20 protein-coding genes are annotated in these 25,267 nt (G+C 45.4%); 5 read left to right on the forward strand and 15 right to left on the reverse strand.

Annotated elements, in window-relative coordinates:
• Together Q0380_RS00115 and Q0380_RS00120 are read right to left on the reverse strand one after the other, a co-directional pair.
• On the reverse strand, positions 1-4,907 hold a 4,907-nt coding region (locus tag Q0380_RS00115), incomplete at its 3' end, for a hypothetical protein (RefSeq protein WP_298958650.1).
• Positions 4,908-5,748: 841 nt separating this feature from the next.
• On the reverse strand, positions 5,749-7,170 hold the full coding sequence (locus Q0380_RS00120) for a Do family serine endopeptidase (protein ID WP_298958652.1): 1,422 nt from the start codon (positions 7,168-7,170) through the stop codon (positions 5,749-5,751).
• A 168-nt stretch (positions 7,171-7,338) separates the two neighbouring features.
• Between Q0380_RS00120 and Q0380_RS00125 the strand changes: the two genes are divergently transcribed.
• From Q0380_RS00125 to Q0380_RS00135, 3 genes are all read left to right on the forward strand, one after another.
• Entirely contained in the window at positions 7,339-8,253 is a 915-nt protein-coding gene (locus Q0380_RS00125; RefSeq protein ID WP_298958655.1) for a DnaJ C-terminal domain-containing protein, read from the forward strand.
• Between the two features lie 12 nt (positions 8,254-8,265).
• On the forward strand, positions 8,266-8,577 hold the full coding sequence (locus Q0380_RS00130) for a helix-turn-helix transcriptional regulator (RefSeq protein WP_005870178.1): 312 nt from the start codon (positions 8,266-8,268) through the stop codon (positions 8,575-8,577).
• Between the two features lie 496 nt (positions 8,578-9,073).
• A complete protein-coding gene (locus Q0380_RS00135) occupies positions 9,074-10,705 on the forward strand; it encodes a cation:proton antiporter (RefSeq protein WP_298958658.1) in 1,632 nt (543 codons plus the stop codon).
• A gap of 293 nt (positions 10,706-10,998) precedes the next feature.
• Here the strand turns inward: Q0380_RS00135 and Q0380_RS00140 are convergent, their stop codons facing one another.
• Entirely contained in the window at positions 10,999-12,111 is a 1,113-nt protein-coding gene (locus Q0380_RS00140; protein ID WP_298958661.1) for a hypothetical protein, read from the reverse strand.
• Positions 12,112-12,963: 852 nt separating this feature from the next.
• Between Q0380_RS00140 and Q0380_RS10460 the strand changes: the two genes are divergently transcribed.
• The gene (locus Q0380_RS10460) at positions 12,964-13,155 is read left to right on the forward strand and encodes a hypothetical protein (RefSeq protein ID WP_366806591.1); all 192 of its coding nucleotides are present in this window, start codon (positions 12,964-12,966) and stop codon (positions 13,153-13,155) included.
• Positions 13,156-13,164: 9 nt separating this feature from the next.
• Positions 13,165-14,739, forward strand: a complete 1,575-nt coding sequence (locus Q0380_RS00145) for a Na+/H+ antiporter (protein ID WP_298958664.1) — start codon at positions 13,165-13,167, stop codon at positions 14,737-14,739.
• A 29-nt stretch (positions 14,740-14,768) separates the two neighbouring features.
• On the opposite strand, the gene Q0380_RS00150 is transcribed toward Q0380_RS00145, so the two are convergent.
• The 12 genes from Q0380_RS00150 to Q0380_RS00205 form a co-directional block, all read right to left on the reverse strand.
• Positions 14,769-15,584 carry a class I SAM-dependent methyltransferase gene (locus Q0380_RS00150; RefSeq protein ID WP_298958667.1) on the reverse strand — a complete coding sequence of 272 codons (816 nt, stop codon included), beginning with the start codon at positions 15,582-15,584 and terminating at the stop codon, positions 14,769-14,771.
• Positions 15,585-15,872: 288 nt separating this feature from the next.
• On the reverse strand, positions 15,873-16,334 hold the full coding sequence (locus Q0380_RS00155) for a hypothetical protein (RefSeq protein WP_298958670.1): 462 nt from the start codon (positions 16,332-16,334) through the stop codon (positions 15,873-15,875).
• Positions 16,335-16,468: 134 nt separating this feature from the next.
• The gene (locus tag Q0380_RS00160) at positions 16,469-17,002 is read right to left on the reverse strand and encodes a hypothetical protein (RefSeq protein ID WP_298958673.1); all 534 of its coding nucleotides are present in this window, start codon (positions 17,000-17,002) and stop codon (positions 16,469-16,471) included.
• Positions 16,995-17,678 carry a hypothetical protein gene (locus Q0380_RS00165; protein WP_298958677.1) on the reverse strand — a complete coding sequence of 228 codons (684 nt, stop codon included), beginning with the start codon at positions 17,676-17,678 and terminating at the stop codon, positions 16,995-16,997. Before Q0380_RS00165 ends, Q0380_RS00160 begins: the two co-directional genes overlap by 8 nt.
• Positions 17,679-17,870: 192 nt before the next feature.
• Positions 17,871-18,137, reverse strand: coding sequence for an ABC transporter ATP-binding protein (locus Q0380_RS00170; protein WP_297924357.1), 267 nt, complete (start codon positions 18,135-18,137; stop codon positions 17,871-17,873).
• Positions 18,138-18,475: 338 nt separating this feature from the next.
• The gene (locus Q0380_RS00175; RefSeq protein WP_298958681.1) at positions 18,476-19,114 is read right to left on the reverse strand and encodes a YggS family pyridoxal phosphate-dependent enzyme; all 639 of its coding nucleotides are present in this window, start codon (positions 19,112-19,114) and stop codon (positions 18,476-18,478) included.
• Positions 19,111-20,226 (reverse strand): RIP metalloprotease RseP, encoded by a 1,116-nt coding sequence (gene rseP, locus Q0380_RS00180; RefSeq protein ID WP_298958684.1) that lies wholly within the window; start codon positions 20,224-20,226, stop codon positions 19,111-19,113. The genes Q0380_RS00175 and rseP overlap by 4 nt, the downstream gene beginning before the upstream one ends.
• Before the next feature lie 230 nt (positions 20,227-20,456).
• Complete coding sequence (locus Q0380_RS00185) at positions 20,457-20,672, reverse strand: hypothetical protein (RefSeq protein ID WP_298958687.1); 216 nt, start codon at positions 20,670-20,672, stop codon at positions 20,457-20,459.
• Positions 20,673-20,888: 216 nt separating this feature from the next.
• Positions 20,889-21,446, reverse strand: coding sequence for a CDP-diacylglycerol--glycerol-3-phosphate 3-phosphatidyltransferase (pgsA, locus tag Q0380_RS00190; protein ID WP_298958768.1), 558 nt, complete (start codon positions 21,444-21,446; stop codon positions 20,889-20,891).
• Positions 21,443-22,222 (reverse strand): enoyl-ACP reductase, encoded by a 780-nt coding sequence (locus tag Q0380_RS00195; protein ID WP_298958690.1) that lies wholly within the window; start codon positions 22,220-22,222, stop codon positions 21,443-21,445. Before Q0380_RS00195 ends, pgsA begins: the two co-directional genes overlap by 4 nt.
• The gene (gene dapA / locus Q0380_RS00200) at positions 22,223-23,119 is read right to left on the reverse strand and encodes a 4-hydroxy-tetrahydrodipicolinate synthase (RefSeq protein ID WP_298958692.1); all 897 of its coding nucleotides are present in this window, start codon (positions 23,117-23,119) and stop codon (positions 22,223-22,225) included.
• The gene (locus Q0380_RS00205) at positions 23,112-24,365 is read right to left on the reverse strand and encodes a pitrilysin family protein (protein WP_298958694.1); all 1,254 of its coding nucleotides are present in this window, start codon (positions 24,363-24,365) and stop codon (positions 23,112-23,114) included. Before Q0380_RS00205 ends, dapA begins: the two co-directional genes overlap by 8 nt.
• Positions 24,366-25,267 lie beyond the last annotated feature (902 nt).

The following is a 25,267-nucleotide window of genomic DNA, read 5'->3' on the forward strand; positions in this document are numbered from 1 at the left end:
CCGCTCTTTAAGCTGGCTAAGCTTGCGGCACGGGTTTCTGCGAAGGATTTGGTATCGTCTTTTACCCTTCTTTTGCCGCTAAATCTAAGATCTAAAGCTCTTCCGTTTGCATCTACCATAGCATATGTTTCATAATCTATGGTAGCGCCTTGCTGAACCCTGGTTTGTAGATGCGAAGGATCAGGAAGTAGTAATCGTCCGCTTCCTTGCTTATCAATCAGATGGATAGTGCTGGTATCTCCTACGTCAGTATTGCCACTAACGTAAGCGGTGATCTTACCTCTCATATTGCTTAGATCAGTATTGGCTGTAGGATCGGTAAGCTTAATCATCGAATCGCCGTCTTTAACGGTAGGTGGCATAAAGATATTGATATCGTCAAATCCTCCGATATTCTTGGCAGTGATCGAATTAGGAGCTGCCGGATTGGTAGTATCTTTACCCACGTTTAGAGTGCTTCCAGCTCCGCCGGTGATATTTCCGATATTATTGCCGCCGGTTAAATTTACGGTAGAGTTGTTGCCGCCGTCGATATCTAAGCCGTTAAAATCTGTAGGATTAGAAGGATCTTCGTTAACTACGTTTATTACAGGATTTGGGATATTTCCGTATTTATTGATCTCTCCGCCGTCGAATTTGCCGTCATTGGAAATTTTTCTTGAAGTAAGCTTGTTTCCTTGAATCAAGATAGATTGATCGTCGCTGCTCTTAATTAGGCCTTTTAGCATTATATCGTAGGTGGTAGAATTTCTAAGCGTAAACTCACTGGTCGTTTGCTTAGCCTTTTCGGTAAAATTCGTAAAGGTATTGCCAGCATTGCGGATAAGGTGATACTCCTTACCCTCCTCTATATTTAAAGAGCCGTAGGTATCTTTATTTACGTTGTACTCTTCGCCGTTTAACTTAAATTTAGCGTTATTAATGTCTGTATTGGCATTAGTAGTTAAATTTAAAGCAGCCTTATCGATAGCTCCATTAGCAGCTGCGGTAACTCCGTTGAAGTTAAGAGCATTGAAATTCTTAATATCGCCTGCGGTTTTTTGAGTAGAGGCGTTATTTACGTTTAGGGTGTTGTCACTATTATTGCCTCTTGCGTTAGATGCATCGTCAGAGCCATAGAGCTTGCCCGATAATGCGCCTGCATTAAAATTTATAACGTTATTGCTGACTTTACCGCTTGAGCTAGCGTTATTACCTGCGATGACATCGCCAATATTTGTTCCGCCATTGATCTCTACCGTATTGTCGTGGATATCTAAGGTGTCGCCCGTCGCAGTGCTTCCGCCGTAAATTTTCTTACCATTTAGATTGCCCGCATTGGCATCAATGATGACAGTATTGTTTTTATTCCTATCAAGTGAGTGACCGTTATTTGCTGCATTGGTAATTTTATTGAGTTCGGTTTCGCCATAGTCGAATTCTCCATCCCAGTTTCTAGTCTGTGTGCCTTTCGAATATTGTAACTTTTTGAGGCTTGCATCGGTTTTATAGCTTTCTCCTACGAAGCTATATTCGTTTGCGTTCTTGATAGTATAGACTTGATCTTTTTGGATAGTGCGATCAAGCTGATTGATCGTTCCATTTGTTTTATTGATTAGCGTATATTGCGTATTATCGGCTAATTTATCAGAATTTACGCTAATTTTAGTACCGCTTAGATCGGTAGGATTACCATCTGTTAAAGTTAACGCAGTATCGCTGCCTGAAAAACCGTCTGGAACGTTGAAATTTAGCTTACCTGCACCAGATATATTTTTAGCTGTAATTTTACCAGGTACTAGTGGATTGTTGCTATCTTTACCTACGTTTATCGTATCGTCGCTATTGGCTCTTATCTCGCCGATATCATCACCGCTTACTAGATTTATCGTGGCGTTAGGAACGTTATTTGTATCGATATCTAGTCCGCCGAAATTCTGCGGTGCATTTGGATCTTCACCTACGTCAATAGTAGGATCGCCTGCAGGACCGGAGTATTTAGTGATTTCGTCGTTATCAAATGCTCCAGTGATAGTGCGGTCGGTTTTCTTTTTACCTTGGATTACGATGGATTTTCCGTCATCATCTTTCATTAGACCCTTTAAATTCATCGAGTAGGTAGTGGCATTTTTGATCGTAAATACGTTATCAGTGCGCTTAGTCGTTTGCGTTTCGTCAAAGCCCGTAAATCCGTTTTCATTATGGATCAGATAGCGCTTCTCGCCGTCGCCTATCGCGTAAGTATCTACATTATAATCAGTGCCATCTAATTGGAATTTGGCGTTATTAATATCGGTAGTTGAGCCTGCATTTAAATTTAAAGCTGCAGTTGCAGCGTTGCCGTTGGCGCTTGAAATTCCGTCGAAGTTTAATACGTTAAGATTTGCTATATCGCCTGCGGTTTTTTGAGCAGAGGCGTTATATACGTTTAGGCTATTGTTGGTGCCGCTTGTATTAGATAGACCATATATCGTTCCTCCTACGCTTCCGCTATGAAAATTTACGCTGTTGCCGCTACCGCTGCTTGCATCTGCAGCATAGACGTTACCGTCAACTCTAGCTGTGCCTTTTAAATTTACAGTGTTATTGGTTGCAGAGCCGCTAGCTTTTGCACCTTTTACGTCGCCGGTAACTTTACCGCTATCGACGTTTACCGTGTTATTGGTTGCGCTGCCTGCCGTCGCCTCTGCGCCCAGTGCGCTGCCCGCTACCTGTGCGCCTCCCTCTATTGTCACGGTGTTTTGCGAGGTACCGGTGCGACCGTATCCGCCCCAAATGTTCTTTTTAGCTTCGCCGCCGTTTAATTTTACAGTATTTTTATCGGCAGCTTTTTGTGAGCTTAATCCGCCGTAGACTTCATCATTCGCGGTAGTATTCGTTAAATTTACGACATTTTCCTCTGCGTTATTGCTTATGCTATATCCGCCGTAAATTTCTTTCGTCACGGCGCTATCGCTTAAATGTACCTCATTTAATTTAGCGGCTCCGCTTGAAGACTGACCGCCGATAACGGAATTTATTTTTGAGTTATTTTGCGCCGTTACGATATTTTTTGCGGCATCTCCGCTATTAGCTTGGCCGCCACTTACGATGCCGTCCACCTTAGCGCCGTCTAAGGTTATTTTATTATCGTGGGCACTACCGCCGCTCGTATTAACGCCGCCGCCGTTGACTTGATTTTTAGCGTGAGTACGGGTTAAATTTACGGTATTATTAAACGAATTTACGCCTCTTCCGCCAAAAATCGTACCGCCTACTTCGCCGTCTTCTATATCTACGATATTTCTTGAAGCATCGTTAGTAGTGGATGTGCCGCCGTAAATTTCACCGGTTACGACGTTATTTCCTCTAAGTTTGACGTGGTTATCTTCCGCTTTTCCGCCCGTGGCATTGCCGCCGTAAATATTCTCGCCGACTTTGGAGCTAGTCAAAAATACTCTACTGTCGGTTACGGCGCCGTTAGAGCTTTTTCCGCCGATAACGCTCTTTTTAAAAGTCGTGCCGGTTGCGGTTATTTTATTTTCGGAAGCGCCGGTTTTGCCTTCGCCGCCGATTGCTTCCTTACCGATCGTTCCGCCTGTAGCGGTTACATAGGATTTCGTAACGTTTTTAGCATCACTTCGTCCGCCGACGACTCTTCCATTTATCTTAGCGGTTCCGCTAATATCGACGTGGCTTTCGGTAACATCGCCTCCTGCGACATCGCTCCAACCGCCGTAAACGCCGTCGCTAGCTCCTACTTCGCCGCCGCTCATCGTTACGTAGCCGTTTTTTATGCTACCTTTCAAATTCCAGTTACCGTAAACGCCGCCGTCAACTTTACCGCCACTCATAATAACATGGTCGTTTTCGCTCGTATATCCGTCCGCTCTGGAGTAACCTCCATAAACATATGCACGCACATAGCCGCCGCTAATATTCGAGTAGTTATTTTTAGATGTCGTAACCATATACGAGCCTGCCATACCGCCGTCGCTTTCAATACTTCCGTTTCTGAGTATCACGCCGTTGCCTTCGGCAGTAGCTTTTCCCGCGGGATCATGTATACCGGCGTTGTTGCCATTTGCACCAAATACGCCGGCATTGCCTATCATCTTTGCATTCTCATTATCGAACGTAACGGTATTGTCTTTTAAAGTAGCGGCATTGCTGACCGAAGAGATTACGCCGTTAACGGTAGTATTGCCGTTGCCGAGCGTAACGGCGCCGGTTATAGTAACCTTATTACCTTCGGCATTGCCGTTTTCTACCGCAGCACCCGCAATTCTACCAGCGATAGTAGGTGTTCCACTAATATTTACTTCGTTATTATTTGCTTGATGTGTGCCTGTTGCTCTACCACCCATTACCGATGTGCTATTAAAATTTGTAAAATTATTATATTTAACTTGCGTAGAACCGCTGATATTTACGATATTATAGGTAGCATCTCCACTGCTATCTGCTTGACCGTACCACGTACCGTTACCACCAAGCACGACATTATTCACATCTGCGTCAATCAAGTTGACAGTATTATTTTTCGCACCTTTTCCTTCGCCGCCCACAAGTACTGCTACCGTAGCACCACTTTCAACATTAAGCGTATTATTTTCAGCTGCGCTAGTTTGCTTATAATAAAAAGGTGGGGTTGTAGGAGTGCCGTCACCGTTGCCTCCACCGTAAATCGTATAATCCCACATAGGTTGACCGCCGCTATTAACGCCTTTTATCGTTACGATATTATTATCGTTTTGACCGTAAGTGCCTACGGAGCTTTCAAAGCCACCTGAGAAATTTTTACCTGATGAATTGTAAAAGTTACCTGGATGTCCGTTTGTGTCTTTAACGGTTACCTGCCCGTCTTTGGCTAAGACCTGTATAGGCATCAATGCTAGCGTAGCAGCGATGCTCAGCCCTGAGATAATTGGGATTTTGATCTCCTTCATAGTTGTAATCCTTCGTAAAAAATAAAAACTATCCATTATACTATAAAAATACCTATTTACAATAAATTTAATACAATTTCTAATAAAAGGTAGCTTAATGCGAAAAAATCGGTATCGTAATGTAACGTTTTCGATAATAAAGTAAAATTTCAGCTTATTTTTGTTATCGAAGCTTAAACGAAAAATGGTGGTTACAAAATGATGGAATTTTAAAATTCCGACTTTAAAATTTAGCCAGCGGAATTCCCAAGAAGTGACGCTGCGAGAAAAGCGCTAGAATAAAAAGGCAGCAGTTTCTGATAATGAGAAGTAGGGTAGGACATAGATTTTATAAAATTTGGATTTGTAGAATTTAAAGTGAAGTAATATACAAGAGGAATTAAAATTTGAAGTCCAGGCTAGAAGCACATACTTCTGCGGTATGTTGTTAGCAAAGAGATTAAAATTTTAAAGCAGTCCCAGACGAGGCGATAAAAACGATAAAGTAGCGGCGTGGAGGGTTAAATTTTAAAAATTCCAAGTGAAAACAAAAGCAAAATTCTAAGAATTTCAAGCGAAAAATCTGGGCTTTTAGCGGTGTTTTGAAATAGCAAAGGGCTTTCAGAGATGCTTGAAATAACAGAGGGCTTTCGGCAGCATTTTAATGCTCGCCAAAAGCCCATTTTTATAGTTTATGTATCTCTTACGCTCGAAAGCTCGAAATCTCGCTTGTCAAAAAGTCCAAAACCTCAAAAGATCTGCTGGCTTACTCGCAAGCTCCGCTAATGCTTTGAGCTGGGCTTGCCGCGGTTAAATTTTAACGCTTACGTGTTTCTCGCAGATAAGCTTGGTAGACCAAGCTTTAGCGGATTACAAGACCTTGCGGAATTCCGCGTCTGATAACCCAAACTAGGGTTTTCTTGCCCTTGTAATCTTTGATATATCGATCGAAATCGTCCGAGCTTTTGACATCGTTTTGACCGACTTGGATGATCACGTCGCCTACCTCAAAGCCGTAATCATCGGCTTTTGAGCCATCTTTTACGTTTAAGACGAGGGCGCCCGAGACATCGTCGTCGAGGTTATATTTGCGGCGTAAGCTATCATTTAACGTCCTTAGCTTTAGCCCCTCTATTGCGCTTTTTGAGTCCTCGCCGGCTGAGCTTAAGGTGGTGGAGTCGGATTTCATCGCGTCTAGCTTGATAGTGGTGCTCTTGCTTTTGCCGTCGCGTTCAAATTCTACATCCACTGAGCTTCCTGGAGCCATTGAGCCGATTAAATTTTTTAGCTCGTTGGCGTTTTTGATAGATTTGCCGTTTATTTTGGTAATCAAATCGCCGCGCTTGATGCCTGCTTTATCGGCAGGCATGTCTTTTTCGACACTTGAGATTAGCGCGCCCTCTTTGCTTTCATAGAGCTCTTTTTGATCTTTAGACATATCTGAGATCGTAACGCCTATAAAGCCACGCTCGATCTTGCCGTTTGTGATGAGCTTTTCTGCGATCTCTTTTACCATATTTGAAGGGATCGCGAAGCCTACGCCGTTATTTCCGCCGCCGCGACTTAAAATAGCGGAATTTATCCCTAAAAGCGCACCGCGGCTATCCACTAACGCACCGCCTGAGTTACCAGGATTGATCGAAGCGTCGGTTTGGATGAAATTTTCGTATTGATTTAGCCCGATATTGTTTTTATTTAGCGCCGAGATTATACCTTGAGTGATGGTGCCGCCCACCCCGAAAGGATTTCCGATAGCAAATACAATGTCGCCCTCCATAGCCTTGGACGAGTCGGCAAATTTAACCGCAGAGAGATTTTTTTCGTCGATTTTGATGATCGCAAGGTCGGTTTTAGGGTCGGTGCCGATTACCTTGGCTTTATATTCCTTATCGCCTTCTAATAGCGTAACTACGATTTCGTCGGCATTTTCTATTACGTGATTATTTGTGACAATATAGCCGTCTTCGGAGATGATAACGCCAGAGCCTAGCGAGCTTCCCTCGCGCTCCTGCTGTTGCGGAATGTCAAAGTCGAAAAATTGCTTAAAAAACGGATCGTCAAACATCTGCGACATCGGGCTATTGCCCGCTTTGATCTTGGTTTTAGTTGCAATATTGACGACGGATTTTTTTACGTCCGCAAGCGAGCTGTGATATGAAAGCACCACGTCTTGATTAAAGCCAGGATTTACGCGCTCATAATTGCTTGGAGCTTCTTTAATGTCGATACTGGCGCCAAAAAGCGCACCTGCTAAAGCTATCGATATGATGATCGATTTTTTCATTTTTGCTTCCTTTGTGATAATGAAATTTTGGCGGAATTATAAATTTTGTCCGCTAATATATTCTTAATGCAAAATTAAAATTTATAAATAGAATTTAGCAAACTTGATTGACACTCACTAAAGTTTTATGATATAATCTACATAAATTTTAAGATTTTAAGGATTAAAATGGCAAGCACAAGCAGTTTATACGAAACCTTAGGCGTAGATAAATCAGCAAGCGCCGAGGAGATTAAAAAAGCTTACCGCAGGTTAGCTCGCAAGTATCACCCGGATATCAATAAAGAACCAGGAGCTGAGGATAAATTTAAAGAGATTAACGCTGCGTATGAAATTTTAAGCGACGAGAAAAAGCGCGCGCAGTACGACCGCCATGGCGATGAGATGTTCGGCGGGCAGAATTTTCACGATTTCGCGCAGGGTTCGGCAAACATGGGCGATCTAAACGACATCCTAAACAGCATTTTCGGCGGCTCCTTCGGCGCAAAAAGCGCAGGCTCGCGCGGCGGATTTAGTTTCAGCTCTTTCGGTGGTGGCGAGGGTTTTAGTGGCTTTAGCGGCAGTAGTTTCGGTAGCGGATTTGGCGGCGTGCAGAGCCTAGATACGCACAGCTCGATTGAAATTCCTTTTGAAACCGCGATACAAGGTGGCGAGATGAGCGTGCGCGTAAGTGGCGAGACGATTAAATTTAAAGTACCCGCGGGCATCAATGCGGGCGAGAAGCTGCGCATAAGGGGCAAGGGACAAAAATCAGGCGCTCAAAGCGGCGATCTGATTTTAGAGATAAAAATCGCGCCAAGTACCGAGTATAGCCGCGAAGGCGACGATCTTTTCAAAAAGATTGACATTCCTTTGAAAACGGCGATGTTTGGCGGAAAGGTAGAAATTTCGACGCCAAGCAAAAGCGCAACGATAAAGATCGCAAAAAATACCAAAAACGGGCAGAAATACCGCTTAAAAGGCTATGGCGTGCAAAACCGCAAGAGTAAAATTTTAGGCGATCTATACGCGGTGGTAAATGTCATTTTGCCAGACGTCGATTCGCTGGGCGAGGACATCAAAGCCGCACTGCAAAAGCTATAAGGAGGCATCAAAATGCATGATTACGATGAGCCGGTTTATCTCATATCGATAGTCTCGAAGGTCCTAGATATCCATCCGCAGACGCTGCGGCAATATGAGCGCGAAGGACTCGTAAGCCCGGGGCGCACGGAGGGCAAGATGCGCCTGTACTCGGCACATGATATGGATCGCATACGCATGATTTTAAACCTTACAAAGGAGCTAGGCGTCAATCTTGCGGGCGTGGACGTGATCTTTCGCCTGCAAGAAAGGATCGCCGAGTATGAGCGCGAGATCGAGGAGCTGCGGGCTAGAATTTTAGAGCTTGGCGGAGAGACAGATTAAGGTTTTCGAGATAAAGATTTTAAAGCTCAGCAAAAATCGGATCTTGGCGCTATAAGCTGAAATTTTAATGCTATCAAAAAGCAAGATCACCTCGCAAGCGTAGATTCAAGCGATAAATTTTGATTTTCAGAGAGGATTTGTGGGCGCGTTAAATTTCGCGTCAAATTTAAAGTCGCGCCAAACAAACCTGGGTAAATTTTCTTGCGATTAAATTTAAAAGCCGTCTTATATAATTTAGCTTTAAAATTTAAAATTCCAAGCCGCGTTAGATTTTAAAATTTTGTCGCGAGCCTCTAAATTTAGCGATAAAGTGCGACATAATTTCTCTATTTTTAAGCGGGATTTTAGTAAAATCACATTATAAAATTTACCCGTAAATTTATATAAAAGATAAAATTTCATCGATTATCGCCTCCGGTAAATGGTCGCGGATATGTAAAATTTACAATAAATTTAGCGCTAAATTTTACGTATAATCTTACAAAAAAGGGAGTTAATGGAGCTTGTTATAGAGCTATTTCTTGCGATCACGGCGCTTGCGATAGTGCTAAATATCGTCTTTAAAATTTTTGAAATTCCCACCATCATCGGCTATATCGTCGCGGGCGTGTGCTTTTCGCAGATCTATAGCTTAAGCAGTGTCGAAAACGCCCATATGTCTGAGCTGGCGGAATTTGGCATCGTCTTTTTGATGTTTACCATCGGGCTTGAGTTTAGCTTCCATCACCTGATGAGTATGAAAAAGGACGTGTTTTTTAATGGCATACTCCAAGTACTCGGCACCGGTATTATTCTAGCGCTCATCATCGATCAAGCTTTCGGCGGAAACATAAAAACGGTGATGATTATCGGGCTTGCGCTCGCGCTTAGTTCTACGGCGATCGTGCTAAAAACGCTCAACGAAACAGGCGAAATCAACCAAAACTACGGGCGCAAGGTGCTTGGGATCCTGCTCTTTCAAGACCTCGCTGTCATTCCCATTTTACTGATGTTTGACATATTCGGCTCGACTGACAATACCCCCGTGAACTATCTAATCTTAAAAACCGCCGTAAGCGCCGCCATAGTGGTAGTGATCCTTTTCGTGCTCGGTAAATTTGCTTTTAACCGCTTCCTCTACTACGTCGTAAGGACAAATTCTAAAGAAATTTTCATCGCGACCATCCTTTTTACCGTCGTGGGGGCTAGCTTTTTGGCGCATGTTTTTGGCTTTTCATACACGCTGGGCGCATTCATCGCGGGTATGCTCATCGCAGAAACCGAGTATAAACACGAGATAGAGGCCGATCTGACACCGTTTCGAGACATACTGCTGGGACTTTTTTTTATCACGATTGGCATGCAGATAAATTTTGAAGTCATCGTCTCGCACTATGGGCTAATCCTGCTCGCTATTATCGTTATAATGGCGCTTAAAACGGTAGTGATTTACGCGATCTTATTTCTCTCGACCGGCAAAAGGATAGCGCTAAAAGCGGCGCTATCGCTATGCCAGATAGGTGAGTTTGCGCTTGCGATCTTTTCGCTACTGATGAGCCGCGATATGCTAAGTAAGGAAAACGGGCAAATTTTAATTACAGTCGTAACCGCGACTATGATTTTAACGCCGTTTATTCTTAAGAATTTAAACAAAATCGCCAACCGTTTCGAGTCCAAGGTCGAAAAGCTCGAGGATGAGGAGCATAAAACTCAAATCCCGCCGATGAAAAATCACATCATTGTAGCAGGCTACGGCAGGATAGGGCAGGAGGTGGTGTTGCGCCTTAAAGATCAGGGGCTGCTATACGTAGTCGCCGAGAGCGATTTAGAGCTTGTGGATCTGGGCAAATCGCGCGGAGAGAACATATACTTTGTAAATATAATGCAAAAAACTGCGATCGACGAGCTACATGCGCGCGATGCGTCGGTCATCATCCTAACGATCGCAAATCAGCAAAAGCTCGACATCGTCGCTAAGATGCTAAACGGCTCTAATTTAAAAGCAAATATCATAGTGATGCATACGGGCGCCGATCCGCAAAGCGAGCTGCAGAGCGAATACGGCGAAAATTTTATCTTTGTAAAAAAGGAGAGAGTAGTAGCCAATGCGCTTTTACAAGAGGCGCTGAAATGCAAGCTAACGCAGTAGCCTTGAGCGTTTAAGATCAAATTTAAACGCATTTGCTATGTCTAAAATATCCACGCTTCTTTATTCTTGCTTCTACATTCGGCTAATTTGAAGCGTTTTAATGAACGCAGATAATAGATATATTTAAAGATGGTGGGCTTGCAAATTTAAAGACTCAAAGTGCTCTGCTTTGGATTGATTTAAATTCTAAATTTAAGCTGTCATTCCACAGCAAAGGGATACTCCGACAAGGAGCTGATGAAATATATTTGAGCGATAAAGTTATTTAAAAATTCGTTTAAATTTTACTAATTTCACTCTTTTATCTCTTTATAAACGCTTAAGTTGCGTGCTAGGCAAACAAGGGTAGTAATAACGGACACAGGCGTCACTGCTAGAAGATAAAATAAGCCAAAAAATAGCCCTATATCGCTAGATTCACTACCGCCGCCGGCAAGCCATAACGCTATAGCCATAATGGGATAATACAAAACCAATGTCACAATCGCAAAATTTTCTATCGCGAAAATCGTATTGCTTTTTTCGGGATTTTCTACGAAAAGTTTGCTGTATCTGCGCTTTGAAAAGAAAAATATAATCGTGCAAACGGCGCTAACTATAAACGCCCAGTGTAATTCGTACGAATCCGATAAAAATAAAATCAAAAAAACCGTTGTCGCAAAACTCACGAAAGCAAATCTGATCAAACGGTGAAGTTGATATTTTTGCTTTAAATTTTTTGCAATTCGTGCTAGAGCTTTGCCGTACTCTAGCGCCTCCTCTTTTCTTTGGATAGATTCTGTTTCAAGGCTCGCGTCATTAAATTTTTGCTCAAATTTAGCGGCTTCATCTTGGGTAGCTTGCGCCTCGCCGTTTATTTTGTTAAAATTTTGCTCGCCAGAAATTTTATCAGCGATGACTCCGCCGATTTTTGCTTGCGATTTTAGTGCCGGTAAATATACGGTCTCATCGGCGTCAAATTCCGGATTTGCGTTATATGTTATTATCGCCATCAAAATAGCGATAAAAATAGCGGGTATAATCTGACGCGTATCCCAGTCTATGTGATATTTTATCTGTAAATAAAATCCGATTAAAGCATAAAGGACGTAAAATATCGCAGCCACATGTATCCATATAAGCATAAAGGCTTTATCTGCATCACTAAATAAAAGCAGGGCATATTTTTTATACTTCAGCCTGTTTAGGCAGACGAGTATATTTATCGCAGATAGCGCGAGCATGCATAAAAACGACATTATGGGCGCATTATGTACAAACGTAAGAAACACGACGATATAAATCAGGAAGGTCAAAAGTGTCCCGAAAAGCAGATATCTACAAAAGCGAAATCTATCGTAGCTTTTTAAAATTTCTTGCGGAATTTGGCTGATGTCCGCGGGGATTTTGTCTTTTTGCGTTTGCATTTTACCGCCTTTCTCGGTTATTTTAGCTCAAATTTTGCTTTTTTACTCCGTAGCGTTTTAAATTTAATGAAGCGGGTTTTTTTGGCTTGCTTCTTTTTTGGCAGACAAGCGACCCCGATTTCTCATTAAATTTTTAAAAGCGAATACTTACCGGCTCTCGCAATTTAATCGATAAAATTTTTGGCAGGCTAAATTTACGCTTCATTTCTAGCTAAATTTAGCTTCAAAATTTATCTTGCTTCATTCATAAAATAAGGCAACCAAACTAAGGCTCATCCGTTTTATCCACTCGCACGAATGCCCAGTGCATAAATCCTTGCCTCGGTTTGTATTTGCCGCTGTTAAAATCAACCTTGCTTATAAATTCATTCGCATAGCTAGTTTTAACAAGCCATCGTTGAAGCTGGGCACCTTTTTGCTCCAATGCTCGGCAAATTTTTTGCCAAAGCAGAGCAAGTCTTGGGCTATTTTTGAAATTTGGCTTTGAAAAATGGGGCGAGCCGCCTAGCATTCCCCGATGGATAATGAGTAAAAATATGCCGTTATCTTGGGACTAAAGCTATAAAAGCTAAACATTAAGCAAATCAAGATATAATTTCGCCCGAAACCTAGGTAGATGTCCGAGCGGTTTAAGGAGCACGCCTGAAAAGCGTGTGCGGGGCAACTCACCGAGAGTTCGAATCTCTCCCCGCCATTTTTTAAATCTATTAAATTTGCTTGGCCTTAAGGAGCAGATATGAAAATTTTGCTCTTAGGCGCTAGCGAAAGCCTTGGCGGCTACGTTATAGGCGCACTCCAAGCTTATACATAGACTCAGCCAAGATCATAGAAAACTAAGCTCTTGACTACACGCTGATACGTCCGCAGTGGTTTAGTGGCATTGATGAGATAGACTACGAGGTCACGAGCTGGGCAAAAGGAGAGAAATTTAAAAACGAAAATGCCCAAATTTCAAGAAAATCTATCGCAAATTTGGTCAAAAGATGCCTGATCGATAGCTTTGGCACAAAAGATAGCCTAGGCAACAACAAAAAAGAAATTTAAAGGACAAAAATGATCGAACATTTACTGCTAGTTTTTGCACTGCTAGCTATCATCATCGCTTTAGTGATGGTCTCAAACCGCCTAAAGATCGCCTATCCAGTGCTATTAGTCCTTGGTGGACTTGTCATTAACTTCGTGCCAAATTTACCAAGTATCAAGATAGATCCTGAGCTTATTTTCATCATATTTTTGCCGCCACTTCTTTATGAGGCTGCGTGGGCAAACTCGCTAAAAGAGCTCTATAAATGGCGCCGTACGATCGGCAGTTTCGCCTTTATCGTGGTTTTCATAAGCGCAGCAGCAGTTGCTTTGATAGCAAATTTAGTGATTCCCGGCTTCTCGCTCGCCCTTGGCTTTATGCTTGGCGCCATCGTCTCGCCACCAGATGCGGTGAGTACGGCTGCGATCCTTAAATTTGTAAAAACACCGCGCAGGATCAGCGCTATTTTGGAGGGTGAGAGCCTTTTAAATGACGCCTCCTCGCTCATCATCTTTCGCTTCGCCGCAGTTGCGGTCACGACTGGGCAGTTTGTCTGGTACAAGGCCGCAACGACCTTTTTGTGGATGGTGGCTGGTGGCGTTTTAGTGGGTCTTGTAGTGGCACTTGCGGCTTATTTTTTACATAAAATTTTGCCAACTGATGAAAACAGCGACACGATAATGACGATCACGACGCCTTATATCATGTATATCTTGGCTGAGGAGCTTGGCGCTAGCGGCGTTTTAGCAGTGGTTTGTGGCGGACTTTATCTCTCGACTAAAAGAAATGAAATTTTTACCGCTTCAACAAGGATCCACGCGATGCCAGTTTGGAACAACTTTATTTTCTTACTAAACGGCCTTGCATTTACCATGATCGGCCTTGACCTGCCTGAAATTTTAGCAGGGCTAAAGCGTAGCGGCGTCTCGCTATTTGAGGCGATCTCTTACGGCGTTTTGGTCACTGCTGTACTCATCGTTATCCGCCTCATGGCATCTTATGGAGCCGTTTATATCACGATGTTTATGAAGCGCTATATCAGCGTGGCGGACGATCGCAACCCTGGCAAAGCCGCACCATTTATCGTCGGCTGGGCTGGCATGAGGGGCGTAGTCTCGCTGGCTGCAGCACTTTCTATCCCTGCCATGGCTGGTAGCGAGCCGTTTCCGCATAGAGACCTCATCTTGTTTATCACCTTTGTAGTTATCTTGCTAACGCTCGTAGTTCAGGGACTAACTCTGCCGCTACTCATAAAAAGTGTCAAATTTCCAGACTTTAACGACCATATGCCAAATGAGCTTGCAAGGATCAAGATCATAAAGGCGCTTGCCGAGGCTTCGCTTAAATTTAAAAAAGAGAAATTTGTGGGCGATGAGAATTTTTTATTTCAAAAGTTTGAAGAGTTTTGGAATTTCGAGCTTGAGAGTAAAAAATTTGAGATCAGCGACGAGGCAAGACAGAGATATTTTAAAATTTTAGAGGAGCAAAGAAAGGCGCTTTGTGAGCTAAACAAAGACCCAAAGATCGACGAAGAGGTCATTAGGACGTTTTTATATCACATCGACCTTGAGGAGCAGAGGTGGCGGCCAAATAGCGAGCACTAAATTTGCTCCATTTTGAAATTTATTAAGAGCTATAAATTTAGAGCTTGCGCCTTATCAACAGCTACAAATGCCCAGTGCATAAAATCCCGCTTTGGCTCGTATTTGCCGCTGTTAAAATACTCCGCCAGCCGCGCTTCCTCCGTTTCGCTTAGCTCGCCGCCAAGCCTCCAGCGCGTCTTTTGCACAAACTCCTCCGCACTTTTCGCTCCGCCGCCGTGACACCAGGCTTTGATATAGCTGAGGCTCGGCAGATAGCCCATTTGAAACAGGATGTTTAAAAGATAGACGAAGTCGGGCTTTTGTTCCACTTCGCGTCCTATCGCATCCAAAATTTCATCATCCACGAAGCTGTCGTCCACCTTAAAAGTGATGTAAAGCGCCTTTTTGGTCTTTGAAAGAAGCTTTTTAAGCGCGGCTTTTAGATCGTCCACCTCGAGGCAGCGTGAAGCAAAAACGAGATCGCACGCAGGCACGTCCGACCAGTCGTCCTCGAAGGCCTTTTGCGCAAATTTTGCGTTTTTTGCGCCGTAAGTTTGAGCATTCTCGCGGGCGAATTCCAGCATTTTGGGCGAAAAGTCATAGCCGTAAATTTGATCCACCTTTTCCGACGCCAGTACGCTTAGCGCGCCCGCGCCGCATGCGAAATCAAGCAGCGTAGAAGCACCCGTAAAATCGACCTTGTCTATAAACTCGCGCGCGTAGGCGCTTTTCATCACGCCTTCGTTGAAGCTCGGCGCCTTTTTATCCCAATGCTCGGCCAGCTTTTTGCCGAATGAGCTTTTTGCCTTTTGCGCCTTATAAAGCGCGTCAAAGTCGATCTCATTGTAGTTTGAAGCTAAAATCATAATTATCCTTTCCTGAATTTATCGGGCAGATCGCACCGTTTTTTCGTTAAATTTTAACGTAAATTTTCATATCGTACTCAAACTGTTTAAAATTTTAAACCGTCGAGCAAAAGCAGCGAGGCATACCCGCTTTTATAGGCTTTTCCTGCCTGCGATCCTTTAAATTTTCGCGATCCTTTAAATTTTCACCGAACGATCGCAGTTAAATTTTAAAAGTCCGCTCATAAATCAAAATTTTTAGTCTGTCGTCCGCGCTTGTTCGCTCCGCATTTAAATCACCGCTCAAATTTATTGCAAAGCTCCCAGCCTGGCCGCTATCACCTTTTGCATCGCTTGATTTTTCTTGTTTTTGGCTAAAATTTGCAGCCTCCTTTTGCCGATGCGTTTGTCGGCGGCCTTTAGGATATTCGCAAGCCCCCAATCATCGGCACCAAAGTGCTTTGCAAACAGCTCCTCTTTGGGCGTATCGATATATTCGCGGATAAGCTCGCCGATGTCGCTTATGTCGTTACCATACGGATAAATTTTCGTTAGAGTGCCCTGTGCTAGGCTTTTTACGCCGCCGCTTTTTAGCACGAAATCCTTCGGGTAGTCAAAAATAATCTCGCCCGCAAGCGTGATAAAATATCGCGGCAAATCCGTGCTGCCGCGCCTGCTTTGCATCCTATAAACCGTGCAGTGGAGCTTAAAATCAATGCTTTCATCCACGAGCTCGTAAAGCCGTTTTTGAAGTTTGCTCCAGCGTTTCATTTTGCCCACTTTTATCTATTTATCGCTTCTTGCGGTTCCGTGCGTAGCTTTTGCCGCCCTTTGCGACGATCGCGCCTGAAAGCTCCGCGCCTTTTCTATTTTTTTGCAAATCCGCTTTGTAAAATTCTGCCGCGCTAAACGGTCTCCCAGAATCTCGGCTCCGTCTTGATCGCGCCTCTGTTTTTCTCGCGTAAAATTTGCAAAAATTCTTTAAAGCTCGGCGTAAAAATCGAAGCGGCGGGTGCAAATTTATACTCGCTCGCGCCGTCTTGCTCGGGTTTGTCCGCGCTGCCGCGTTCAAGTTCGCTCGCGCCGCCTGCAAAGCTGATCCGCCAAATCCTAGCATGATTTATCCGTATTTTTGTAACTTCAAGCTCTAAAATTTGCTCAAATTTATACTTCGCCGAGAGCTTCTGTCCGTCAAAAACGTAGATGAAATTTTGATCGAACCAAAGGCTCTCGCACGAGATAAAAAACCGCTTCAGCCAGAACAAAAACGGTCGCACGGAGAGCCTTTTTACCGCGCCTGCTTCGCTTATCCCATCTATCGCGGCAAGCCGGTGTTGGTTAAGCTTGCGAGGGTTGCGGCAAAAGAGCGTCCAAATAATCCCGCCCAGAAGCAAGACGCTAAAAATTACGATTAAAATTTGAATTAAAGCTTCAGCCATTTAAAATTCTAAGTCCTTTTACAAATGCAAATTTCGCCTCCGTATCACTCCAAAATGAACTCCTGCCGAAATCCGCCTCCGCGCCGTTTGCAAGCTCCTCATAAAGCTTATAAAATCGCCCTTTGTAGATGCAATCGCTTAGGCAGACGTTAAAAAACGCCTCCGCCGCGTCCTTACCGCCGAAATAATATACAAAGTAGATCGGACACAGATCGAAGGCGCTTAGATTTTTGTTAAATTTAGCCCCGCGTTGCGTCATAAACTCCACCGCCTTTTGCTTGTCCTCAAAAAGCTCAAAAATAGGCAGCGCGTAATCCTTGATAGCCGCGCTAATCTCTTGCACGCTGGGCTCAAAGCTAGCGCCCGCGAGCTGCCAGTCGCGGAATTGCTTGCGCGGCGTGAGATAGCCCAGATATGATACGAAAACAAGGTCGGTCGAGTAGGACAGCTCCTCTTGCATAAGCTTTTTTAGGCGCTTGCAGTAGATCGCGACCTGCGGCAGGATGCTCACGCTGCCAGAGTAATTGCGCATGCTGGAGCTAAAATAAATCTCAAATAAAATCTCCTTGTCGCTTGCAAGCTTCGTTAGTTTTTGCCCCTTTTGCGTGGGCTTGAAGTCCGTAAAATTTGCCGCAATCTCATTGCAGCCGTTTAAAAATATCTCCCGCGGAGTCATGATTTTCCTTTTAAATTTATCGTTTAAATTTAGACGTTTTGCTCGCTAGCAATTCGGTTTGCAGCTTACATTGCCGCAGCCGCGACCCACACAGCATTTTATAATGCGCGCCGTTTGCCGCCGAAAACCATATAATGCGCGCAATTTTACCCTAATTCGGCTAAATTTAACGGCGCTACGCGCCCGTAAAATTTATAATCTATCCTTATATCTTTCGTAGTTGATGCTGTAAATTTTATAGATATTTTCGGCGTTTATGAGCTGCTCGCTGCGCCCGAAAGCTAAAATTTCGCCGTCTTTTATAAACAGCGTCAAGCTTGAAACGAACTTCGCATGCCGCGGGTAGTGCGTCGTCTGCACGAAGGTGTAGCCTTCGTCGCCTAGCGCCTTGATCATCTCGAGCAGCTTGATCTGATTGCCAAAGTCCAGCCCGTTGGTCGGCTCGTCCATAAAGATCACTTTCGCGCCCTGAACCAGCGTGCGCGCGACATACGCTAGCTGCTGCTACTTTGAAATTTCATCTTTTAAAATTCCGTCTTTATACGGATAATTTTATATCGCCGCGTCTTTAAAATTTACATCGTTGCGAATAAATTTTTATAGAAGTTTAAAATTTGATGTCGCATTACCGCGCCGCGAAAATTTTAATAACGCGCTAAATTTAAGTAGCACGTAAAATCAAGCATTGCGCTAAATTTCAAGTTACGCGCCCGATTTGGCTTGCGCGGCAAATCAAGCGCGCCGCCTAATAAAAGCGGTATAAATTTGCTCGCGCGATAAAGCCCGTCTTTCGGCGCTTAGGCGTATAAAATTCTACCCAGGCGGATCATGTTCGAGCCGCATTTGATCGCGAGCTCAAAATCATCACTCATCCCCATCGAGCAGATCCGCGCGCCGTGCGGTACGAGCGCGTCAAAGATCTCGCGGCTCACCTCGAAGCTTCGCGCGATCTGCGCGGGCTCGCTCACGTGCGCTCCGATGCTCATCACGCCGATTAAATTTAGATTTTTACACTCCTGCTTGATGCGTAAAAACTCCTCCACCGCGCGGTTTTTATCGAGCCCCGTTTTGGAGCTCTCGCCCGCGGCGTTGATCTCCAGCAGCGTATCTAGCGGATAAGTTAGCCGCTTATTTACGGCAAGCGCGAGCTCGCAACTGTTGCAGCTCTGCCACAGCGTCGGGCGCAGAGCGATGAGTTGATTGATTTTGTTGCTTTGTAGCGTGCCGATGAAGTGCCACTTTAGCGGTAGCTCGCGCAGTAGCTCGCTTTTGCGCTTCAGCTCCTGCACTCTGTTTTCGCCGAATGCGATCTGTCCTTGCGAATACAGCTCGCGCACCTCATCCGTGCCTACGTTTTTGCTTACCGCGACTAGCTGCACGTCGCCTGCGCCTACTTTCGCGGCCTCAATGCGCTTTAAAATTTCATCCAGCCTCATTTGTAAAATCCCAAAATTCTAGCGAAATCATTCAGCACCGTAAATATCATCAAAAGTGCCAAAATCCCCATACCTACGTAGCTGGCACCCACGAATACTCGCTTTGGCACGGGGCGGCGGAAGATGAGCTCAAAGAGATTAAACGCGATGTGCCCACCGTCAAGTGCTGGGATCGGAAAGAGGTTGATAAGCCCTAAATTTACCGATATTAGCGCCACGAGCGCGAGCAAGACCGCCGCGCCGTAATCGACCGCCTTTGAGGTGATGTCCGTAATGGCGACTATGCCGCCCATCTCCTTGGGCGAAACGACGCCGCTAGCGAGCTTTTCGAGCCCTACTAAGATGAGCTTTGACGCTTCTACCGTCTGATCCCACGCGAAGCTAAGCGAGCTTGCGCCCTTGTGATATAGCGTCACGGTCGCGTTGTAATCGGGCGAAATGCCGATGAGCGGCACTCTGATGCTCTCGCGCCAGATGGTTTTTTTCTCGCCGAACTTTGGCGTGAGCTGCAGGCTCAGCCGCTCGCCGCCGCGCATGATTTCTAAGTTTAGAGGTGCTGCGGTTACCTGCCTTGAGATGTCGTCCCACTCGCGGATCTGCTTGCCGTCGATCGATAAAATTTCATCGTTTAGCATCAGCCCTGCGCTTGCCGCGGCGGAATTTGGCGAAATTCTGCCGACCTTTGGTGCGAGTTTTTCGACGCCGATGTAGCCCAGCGCGATGTAGATCAAAAACGCAAGCAGCAGGTTAAAAAACGGCCCCGCAAAAAGTATGATTATGCGCGCGATTGGGCCTTTGGAGTTGTAGCTGTCGGGGTCCGTGCTTGCCGCGGCGGGATCCAAATCCTCCTGCCCCTTAAGGCTCACGTAGCCCCCCAGAGGGATCGCGCTGATGGCATACTGCGTCGCGCCGATACGCTTAGTAAAGACCTTTTCTCCAAAGCCCACGCTAAAGACGTTCACCCCCACGCCCAGCGCCCGCGCCGCCAAAAAATGCCCCAGCTCGTGGAAAAAGATGAGGAAGCTGATCGCCAGCACCGTGACCATAAAATTTATCGAGTAAAAATAAAATCCGACCGCCAGGATCGCTAGCGTTAAAATTATGCTTTTCAAATTTCAGACCTTTGTAAAAAATGGGCTAAGCTTACTATTATTTTGCAAATTTTAAGCTTAGATCGCTTTTTGGGCTTAGCCCGCTTTTTTAAACTTGGTTAACTTTGAGCTTAACCCGCCGCCGTTTCGGGCTATAAATTTAGCTAAATTAAGGGCGCGCAGGCGGATAGAGGACGCGCGGAATTTAAAATTTAAAAACGAAATTTTACCGCGAGATTTTGCGGAGTGGATTATAAAATTTCGCCGCACGAGGCTTTGTGTTTTGAACTGCCGCTATGCTTTGAAATTTCATTATGTTTTGACAAGTCGTCATACTCTAAAATTTTGTCGCGCTTTGAAATTCCGTCATGTTTTGAAACACTGCTGCGCCGCCCTGAAATTTTGCGTGGCGGTTTAAACGGAATTCTGCGCCGTAAAAATTTTGCGCAGCGGATTTTATCTTTCAAATTTATAGGCTTAGCACGCCGCCGTGCGTGCATAGATCAAGCATCTATAGAATTTTATCGGTAAAATTTGAACGTAAAATTTTAAAATTCCGCGCTGCTAATATAGGTGAAATTTCACGCTGAAATTTTATCACTAAAACTCGCTTTAAGCGTGCGTTTTGGCGCTCTACGATACCGATTTTGTCTTCAAATATGAAGCTATATCTAGCCTAAAATTTAGCTTTTTTTCGTAGCCTTAGCATACGCCGCGACGTATTCAAAGCCCGAATATAGCGTCAGCGCGACTGCGATCCAGAGTAGGGCGTTTGCATAGGGCCACTGCATCATTAGCCAGCCTATAGCGATCATCTGAAAGACCGTCTTTACCTTGCCCGCCATCGACGCGGCGACCTCTACGCCGTCGCCCGCCATCGCCACGCGAAGGCCAGTGATGAAAAACTCGCGGATCAGGATCAGATAGATCGCCCAAGCACTGGCGCGCCCGATAAACATAAGCCCCAAAAAGCCCGCAAGCGTCAGCATCTTATCGGCGAGCGGATCGATGATGGCGCCTAGTTTGGTCTTCTGGTTCCAAGAGCGCGCGATGTATCCGTCGAAAAAATCCGTGACGGAGGCGATGACGAAGACTAGCGCGGCAAAATAATCGATCCAGCTTACGTGCACCGAGCCCACCATGCCGCCGTTCGCATGGCCGGCTAGTAAGATCAGCCAAAAAAACAGCGGCGCCAGCGCAACGCGAAAGCTCGCTAAAATATTGGGTAAATTTAGCATTATTTAAAGGTCGTTCCGCCGTCGACGATGAAGGTGTGCCCCGTCACCCAGCTAGCCTTGCTCGAGCATAGAAATAAACATGCTCCCGCCAAATCCTCCGGCTGCCCCATACGTCCTAGCGGGCTAAGCTCGGCGGTTTTATCGCGTACCTCTTCGTAGTTCGTAAAGGCTCGTAGCGCGTCCGTCTCGATCGGTCCGCCGCTTACTATGTTTACGCGGATGTTTTTCTCGCCGAGTTCGGTTGCGGCGTAGCGTGCCATCGCCTCAACTGCGGCTTTCGCCGTGCCGTGACCCGCGTAGTTTTCGATATAGACTAAATTTCCCGTGGAGCTAAGCGAGATGATCGAGCCGCCGCCTACCGCTTCCATACGCTTTGCGGCTTCTTGCGCGCCCACGACGAAGGCATTTACCGTCGCTGTAAAGATATTGTTGATGCCGCGCGGCTTTAGCCTCATAAATTTAGTGTATCCGCCCGCGACCGCGCGACCCGAGATGATGGCGTTTGAGATGAAAAAATCCACTCGCGCAAAATCCTCGTCGATCTTGGCAAAGAGCTCCTTGTAGGTCTCGGGCTCCAAGATATTGAGCGCATAAGCGCGCGCCTTGATGCCGTAAGCCTTCTCAAGATCGGCCGCTTGCGAAGTCGCCAGCTCCTCGTTGGAATTATACGTAAAAGCGATATTTGCTCCCGCAGTTGCGAATTCCAAAACTATCGCCCTGCCTATGCCTCTCGTGCCGCCGCTGATAACTAGCGTTTTTCCTTTAAATTCGTTCGTCAATTAAAATCCTTTGATAGTGTATTGTTTCATTACATTTTCTATTTTTTTGAGGTTTTCCGCGCTCGGCTCGCAAAGCGGCAAGCGGTACTCTAAACTCGGCGTTAGGCCCGCGATATACATCGCCGCTTTGATCGGGATCGGATTGCTCTCGCAGAATAAAATTTTATTGATCGCGTAGAGATCGTCGTTGATCTGCTTGGCCTTTAAAAACTCATTTTGCAGCGCAAATTTCACAAGCTTCGCCGTGTAATCGGGCAGTAAATTTGCCGTAACGGAGATCACGCCCTTACCGCCGTTACTTAGTATCGGATAGTTGATCGCATCCTCGCCACTAAGCACGCTAAGGCGCGGCTCGTGCGCGAGTAGATCGACGCATTTATCGATGCTGCCGCTAGCTTCTTTGACGCCGTAGATATTATCGCAGTCGTTAAAAAGCTTGATGATCGTATCTGCGGCTATGTCGCAGCCGGTGCGACCCGGGACATTGTAGAGCAGTACCGGCAGATCTACCGAGCTCGCGATTGCTTTATAGTGCAGATAGAGTCCCTTTTGGGTGGGTTTGTTGTAGTAGGGCGCTACGGATAAAATTCCGTCCGCGCCGTGAGCCTGTGCAAACTGCGCTAGCCCGATCGCTTCGTGAGTTGCATTACTGCCCGCGCCCGCTAGCACCTTGACGTCCGTGCCCTTGCACGCATCTACGGCGATCTCGATACAGACGCGATGCTCGTCGTGCGTCAGCGTCGCGCTCTCGCCCGTGGTGCCTACGGGCACGACCGCGCTTATGCCGTTTGCGATCTGTCTTTTGATGAGCTTAGCGTAGGTCTGCTCGTCTAGTTTGCCCTCTTTAAAAGGCGTGATCAGCGCCGTCATAGAGCCGATTATGACATTTTTATTCATCGTTTTCCTTTCGTAAGATAATGCTCGTGGAATTTTTAAGGCTTAGATAGGTTTTCATCGCTTTTTTAACCGCGTTTTTATCTAGACTTTTGATCTCGCGCTCCAGCCTAAATAGCGCGTCCAGATCGCCGCGGACGATGTAGCTGCCGTACATCTGCGCTACCTTGCTAGCGCTGTCGAGGGAGTAGATCAGATCGCTACTTAGGGTGTTTTTGATCTTTAACATATCGTCGTCGCTTATTTTAGCTTTTTTGGCTTTTTCGATCAACGCTAAAATTTCACTCCTCAGCGCCTCGCCGCTTACGCCTTGGTTGCAAACGGCAAAGACTATAAATAAATTCTCGTCCTTGGCACTCATATCGTAGATGTTGATCTGATTGGCGAGCTTTTTCTCATCGACCAGCACGCGCTGTAAAAGCGAGCTCTTGCCGCCGCTAAGATATATATCCATCGCTTTGATCGCCGCGGCGTCAGGATGATTAAACGGCGGAATTTTAAAAGCGACGGCCACGATCTGCGCCTCACTGTTTTTATAAATAACGCTAAGCTTCTCGCCGTCTTGCGCAGGCTCTGTGCAGTGAGGGCGCGGAATTTCGCTTTTATTTTTTACGGGCGCGAAGTATTTTTTAGCCGCATCAAACGCCGCCTTTTCGCCGATGTCGCCGGTGATCAGCAGCACGGCGTTTTGCGGCTGATAAAATTTAGCGTGAAATTCCTTGATATCTTTGATACTCCAGTTTTCGATGTCCTTGCGAAAACCGATCGGTGTCCAGTGGTATGGGTGGTACAAAAACGCGGTGTTATATAGCCTGAAAAATAGGTATCCGAACGGATCGTTATCGGTGCGCCACAGCCGTTCCTCGAGCACGACCTTGCGCTCGGGCTGAAATTCTTTGTCTTTGAGGCTTAAGTTTTGCATTATGTCGGCGTAAAGATCCAAGCAGACCTCTAAATTTGAGCTCGCGCACTTGATGAAGTAGTGCGTGTAATCAAAGCCCGTGCTTGCGTTATTTACGCCGCCAAAGCCCTTTACGATCGCATCAAACTCGCCCGCCTTGCGATTTTTCGTGGATTTAAAATTTAGATGCTCCAGCATGTGCGCGATGCCGCTTTTGCCCATCGTCTCGTCGCGCGAGCCGACGTTGTAAAACACGTCCACGCTGATGACGCCGCTGCCTTTATTCATCGGGATGTGATAAATTTGAAGCCCGTTTTGCAGCGTGATTTTCTTAAATTTTGGAAACATTAATCTTTTTTCGCCTTTCGTTTTTTGCTTGAGTTTTGCTCCGAGTCTTGGGTGCCGCTCGCTTTTTTAACCTCTTTAAACTCTTTGATCTCGGCATTTTTAGTTTTTGCGCTGCCTTGCTTTGCGTTTTTGCTCTTTGAGCTTTTGCTTTCCGCGCTATTTTTTGACGCGGCTTTAGTTTTAGAATTTTTGCTTTCTATGTCGTTTTTTGACGCGGCTTTGATCGCGGTTTTATTTTTCGGCGCGGTTTTTGTTTTTGCGGTTTTGCTCGCCGCGCTGCTTTGTTTTGCGTTTTTGACCTCTAAATTCTCGCTTTTTGCATTGCTTTTCGAGAGATTTTTAGCTTCAGCGTCCTTCTGCTGCGAGGCGTTATCCTGTACGGCGTCATTCTGCGAAGTATTTTTTAAAATTTTACCGCGCTTGGAACCTGCGCCGCTTTTTGAAATTTGACTTTGTTTTTGATCCGCACCGTTTTTGGAAACTCTTTTTGAAATTTTATCCTGCTTCTCATCGGCGCCGCCTTGCTTTGTGCTTTTAGCCTCTAAATTTTCGCTTTTTGCGTTGCTTCGTTTTGTATTTTTAACCTCGGAAATTTTGTTCTCCGCGCTACCTTGTTCGGCTGAGCTTTGATCCGTCGCGGTATCTGCGTTTACCAAGGCGTTTAAATTTGCCGAAGCGCCGGAATTTTCATCCGCTTCGGAGCTTGAGTCTGTTTGAGCGCCCAAAATTTCATCTGTTTTAGTGGCGAGAGTTTCACCCATTTGAGCGCTTAAAATTTTGCTTTCGCCGTCGTTAGAAATTTCGTCCACATCCCTGCTCTCGGGCTCGTTTGAAATTTCGCTCGTCTCCCTACTTTTGCTCGTGCTTGAAATTTCGTCCGTTTTAGTGCCTGCTCCTTTATT

The organism is uncultured Campylobacter sp. (assembly GCF_937959485.1).
Taxonomy (GTDB): domain Bacteria; phylum Campylobacterota; class Campylobacteria; order Campylobacterales; family Campylobacteraceae; genus Campylobacter_B.